5 protein-coding genes are annotated in these 3,136 nt (G+C 76.4%); 4 read left to right on the forward strand and 1 reads right to left on the reverse strand.

All coding sequences use genetic code 11. The features are described 5' to 3' along the window. A partial coding sequence (locus DZG00_RS13925; protein ID WP_511172842.1) for an alpha/beta hydrolase family protein occupies positions 1 to 331 on the forward strand: 331 nt, incomplete at its 5' end. Here the strand turns inward: DZG00_RS13925 and DZG00_RS13930 are convergent. Beyond that, positions 294 to 668 carry a DUF6804 family protein gene (locus DZG00_RS13930; RefSeq protein WP_119383292.1) on the reverse strand — a complete coding sequence of 125 codons (375 nt, stop codon included), beginning with the start codon at positions 666 to 668 and terminating at the stop codon, positions 294 to 296. The genes DZG00_RS13925 and DZG00_RS13930 overlap by 38 nt on opposite strands. Positions 669 to 765: 97 nt before the next feature. Here DZG00_RS13930 and DZG00_RS13935 point away from each other — a divergent pair, with 97 nt between their 5' ends. From DZG00_RS13935 to DZG00_RS13945, 3 genes are all read left to right on the forward strand, one after another. Continuing rightward, a complete protein-coding gene (locus DZG00_RS13935) occupies positions 766 to 2,055 on the forward strand; it encodes a sensor histidine kinase (RefSeq protein WP_119455743.1) in 1,290 nt (429 codons plus the stop codon). Beyond that, a complete protein-coding gene (locus tag DZG00_RS13940; protein ID WP_233550149.1) occupies positions 2,048 to 2,695 on the forward strand; it encodes a response regulator in 648 nt (215 codons plus the stop codon). Before DZG00_RS13935 ends, DZG00_RS13940 begins: the two co-directional genes overlap by 8 nt. Further along, on the forward strand, positions 2,692 to 3,136 hold a 445-nt coding region (locus DZG00_RS13945; RefSeq protein ID WP_147360017.1), incomplete at its 3' end, for a hypothetical protein. The genes DZG00_RS13940 and DZG00_RS13945, both read left to right, overlap by 4 nt.

Genomic DNA, 3,136 nt, shown 5'->3' on the forward strand with positions numbered 1-3,136 from the left:
CGTGCTGCGGCTCGTGCTCGTCAGCCCCAGCGGCGACGTGCCGACCGGCAGGGCCGCCGACCGGCAGGGCCACGGGCTCGACCGGCTCCCCGACGCGCTCGTGCACGTGGGCAGCGCCGACCCGCGGATCGACCACGTCGTCGAGGGCGTCGCGGCGCTGAAGGCCGCGGGGACGAAGGCGCGGCTCGTGCGGATCCCCCGCGCCGACCAGGGCTGGCTCGCCTACCCGGCGGCGGACCCGGCGCTCGCCCGCCGGTCGCTCGACGAGATCGTCGCCTACCTGCGGCGCGGCCTCACCGAGGAGCGCGCGTTCGGGGTCGGCCCGGCGTAGGGGCGTCTTCGACGGGCACCTTCACGAGGATGCCCGCCGCGATGAACACGATCGCGGCCATGTACTGCAGCGACTGCCAGGTGACGGCCTCGACGGGGATCACGGCGACCGGGTTCCACATGACGGCGACCGCCGCGAGCAGCGCGGCGCTCCACCAGCTGCGGGCGCGCACCGAGAACACGATCATGATGAGCGCGAGGATCGACACCGCGAACCGCACGACCGTGAAGAGGTCGCCGTCGATCACCGCGAACCCGGCCAGCAGCACGATGGCGCCGAGGAGCCCCGGCGCGAGCGACGGACGGGTGAACGCGGGGGCGGCGGGGGTGCGGGTCACGGGCCCAGTCTGCCAGCGCGCGCCGGCGTCTCCCCCGCGAGGATGAGGTTCCCCCGCCTCGGCCCGCCGGGGCGATGGCCGCTCGTAGCCTGAGCCCATGACCTCCTCCCGCACGATCGCGCACTCGGTCGCCCCGCTCGGCGGCGTCGCGTTCGCCGGCCTCTGGATCCTCGCCGAGGCGGGCCGCTCCGGCCTCGCCGGCACCGCCACGCTGGCCGTCGCGCTCGGGGCGGCCATCGCCCTGGCCGTCTGGCTGCCGGCCGCGTCGCTCGCGATCGTCGTCGCGATCCCGGTGCTGCAGCTCGTGGGGCTCGCCCCCGCCGCCGACTCGACCACCTGGCCGATGCACGCGGCGATCGGCATCGTCGTCCTCCTCATCGCCGCCACAGGCGCGCGTCGGATGCGGCTCGCGGCCCTGCCCGCCGGGATCCTCGCCGCCGGAGCCGCCGTCCTCCACGTCGCGATGCCGACGGATGCCGCGCGATCCCGCATCCTCGACTGGACGGACCGCCTCGCGACCGGCAGCGACCAGCCGGTCGGCGACGCGGTGGTCGTCCTGCTCCTCGCGTGCGTCGGCGCGGTCGTCCTCGCCTGGGCGGCCGGGTTCGGCATCGGTGCCGCCGCACGCCTGCGCCGCCTGGGCCGCGTGCTCGACGAGGCCGAGGACCGCCTGGCCGAGACCGACCTCGAGCTCCGGCTCGGGATGGAGCGCGCCCGCATCTCCCGCGACGTGCACGACTCGGTGGCGCACGCGCTCACGATCGTCGTGGCGCAGTCGGAGGGCGCCACGGCCATGTCGGCGCGGCAGCCGGAGATCGTGGCCGGCGCGCTGTCCGCGATCTCCGGGGTCGCGCGCGACGCGCTGACCGACGTCCGCGGGCTGATCGAGCGCATCACCGAGGCGGGCGACGAGCTGCTGTCGCTCGCCGACCTGCCCGCCCTCGTCGAGCGCATGCGCGACGTCGGCATGGGGATCACCCTCGACGAGCTCGGGGAGCGCCTGGACCTCCGTCCCGCGCACCAGCTCGCTGTGTACCGGATCGTGCAGGAGAGCCTGACGAACGCGCTGAAGCACGGCGGCGCGGAGGCACGCGCGGCGGTCGTGCTCGACTGGCGGGGTCCCGGGCTCGCGATCCTGGTGCGATCCTCGGGTCGGTCGCCGCTCGTGCAGCGCGACGCCCTGCCCGGAGCGGGGGCGGGGATCGCGGGGATGCGCGAGCGCGCCCGCATCGCCGGCGGCTGGCTGACCGCCGAGCCGGACGGGGACGGCGAGTTCGTCGTGACCGCGTTCCTGCCGTTCGACGGCGCGCAGGCGGCGCCCGCCCTCGCATCAGCGCTCGCGCCCGCCTCCGCTTCCGCCTCCGATGAGGCCGCGGTCCGTGGCTGAGCGCGTCCGCGTGGCGGTGGTCGACGACCAGCCGCTCTTCGCCCAGGGCCTGCGCATGCAGATCGACGCCACGGACGACCTCGTCTGCGTCGGCATCGCCGGGGACGGTCGCGCGGGGATCGACCTGGTGCGGCGCGAGTCGCCCGACGTGGTGCTGATGGACCTCCGCATGCCCGTGCTCGACGGCCTCGCCGCGACCGCCGCCATGCGGGACGGCGGCGCCGAGGCGCCCCGGGTGGTCGTGCTCACCACCATGCGCGAGGACCAGGCCGTGCGCGCCGCCGCCCGGGCCGGCGCCGCCGCGTTCCTCACCAAGGACGCCCGGCCCGAGGTGCTGCTCGCCACCGTGCGCGCCGCGGCGGCCGGCGACGTGACGGGCGACACCGAGGACCTCCTGCGCGACTTCGGATCCCCGCCGCCGCGCCCCGACCTGGACGTGCTCGCCGCGCTGACGCCACGGGAGCGCGAGACGTTCCTGCTCGTCGCGCGCGGGCTCAGCAACACCCAGATCGCCGAGGCGTCCTTCGTCTCGGCGTCCACCGTGAAGACGCACGTGCAGGCGGTGCTCGCGAAGCTCGGTCTCCGCAGCCGCCTGCAGGTCGTCGTCTTCGCCCACGAGAGAGGACTGGTGCGGTCGTGAGCGCATCCCCCTGCACATCCCCCGCACGCCGCGCCGTCCGACGGCTCGCCACCCCGCGGGGCATCGCCTCGACGCTCGTCGCGGCGGGCCTCGTCGGCATCGCGATCGTGAACGCGCCGCCGCCCGCCACGACGCCCGTACCGGATCCACCCGCGCGCGACGCGGCGGCGTGGAGCATGCCGCTCGACGGTGTCGTGGGCGTCTCGACGGCCGCGATCGACGAGGCCGAGGACATCCGCCTCCGCCCGTGCCTCGCGGCGCAGGGCATCTCCGACACGGCGCCGCCTCGGGATCCGGCGGTGCTGCTCGCCTCCGACACGTGGCGCGACGGGCGGGACGTGTCCGCACCGCTGGATGACGCGCGCGCCGCCGCGTCCGGGCACGCGCCCGTGGTGGATCCGGCGGAGGCGGCGCACCGCTCCTGGGCGCTCGGGCGCAACG

Source organism: Clavibacter lycopersici, assembly GCF_003576405.1.
In the GTDB taxonomy this organism is placed as follows: Bacteria; Actinomycetota; Actinomycetes; order Actinomycetales; family Microbacteriaceae; genus Clavibacter; species Clavibacter lycopersici.